Genomic DNA, 1180 nt, shown 5'->3' on the forward strand with positions numbered 1-1180 from the left:
CAAACTAAATGGAAAATTACCAGACCATGTAATGTCTAAAGATTTGATTTTAAAAATAATAGGTGATATTGGTACAGATGGCGGTGCATACAAAACAATGCAATTTGGAGGTACTGGTATATCTGAAATGTCTGTTGAAGAAAGGCTCACCTTAACTAACATGACCACAGAAGCTGGGGCAAAAAATGGAATCATTGAACCTGATCAAAAAACACTCGATTATCTAGGTGAGAGGGGTGCAACAAACCTAACGCCAATTTATGGTGATGATGACGCAGAATATTCTCAAACTTTTGAATATGAGTCGTCTGATATGGAACCAATCGTTGCAAAACCATTTTCACCAGAAAACGTTTCAGTAGTTAGAGAAGCACCATCAGTTGAATTAGATAAAGCATACATTGGTTCTTGTACTGGAGCAAAGATGGTTGATTTAGAAGCAGCTGCAAAAATTCTCAAAGGCCGTACAGTAAAAATTAGAACAGAGATTTTACCTGCTGCAATTTCAATTTACAAAAAAGCTATGGAAAAAGGACTAATCAAAATTTTCTTAGATGCTGGAGCAACAGTTGGTCCTCCTACTTGTGGTGCTTGTTGTGGTGCACATATGGGTGTTTTAGCAAAAGATGAAATTTGCATTAGTACAACTAATAGAAATTTTCCAGGGCGTATGGGTCATGTTGACTCTCAAACTTACTTGGCATCTCCATTAGTTGCTGCTGCTTCTGCCGTTACAGGAAAAATCACTGACCCGAGGGATCTTAAATGAAAGGAAACGCAATAAAATATGAACAAGATAACATTGATACAGATGTCATAATTCCTGGAACCTATCTAAAAATTCATGACTATGCTGAACTTGCAACTCATGCAATGGAGGGATTAGATCCAGATTTTCATAAAAAAGTAAAAGAAGGTGATTTTGTAGTTGCTGGAAAAAATTTTGGTTGTGGCTCTTCAAGAGAACATGCTCCAATAGCACTTTCCCATTCGGGAATAAAAGCAGTAATTGCAGTATCTTTTGCAAGAATTTTTTATAGAAATTCAGTTGATGGTGCTTTTTTACTTCCTATTGAAGTTGATGAGCAAACATACAAGTCAATTTCAGATGGAGATAAGTTAGAAATTGATACTGAAAAAAACTCTATTACAAATATCACCAAGAATGAAACATATTCAA

General features: G+C 35.7%; 2 protein-coding genes. Both read left to right on the top strand.

Annotated elements, in window-relative coordinates:
* Positions 1 to 769 (top strand): 3-isopropylmalate dehydratase large subunit (locus C6988_RS10870; protein ID WP_255464489.1); only part of this gene is annotated, 769 nt, incomplete at its 5' end.
* On the top strand, positions 766 to 1180 hold a 415-nt coding region (gene leuD / locus C6988_RS10875), incomplete at its 3' end, for a LeuD/DmdB family oxidoreductase small subunit (RefSeq protein ID WP_182135468.1). The genes C6988_RS10870 and leuD, both read left to right, overlap by 4 nt.

Source organism: Nitrosopumilus sp. b1 (assembly GCF_014078545.1).
GTDB lineage: Archaea > Thermoproteota > Nitrososphaeria > Nitrososphaerales > Nitrosopumilaceae > PXYB01.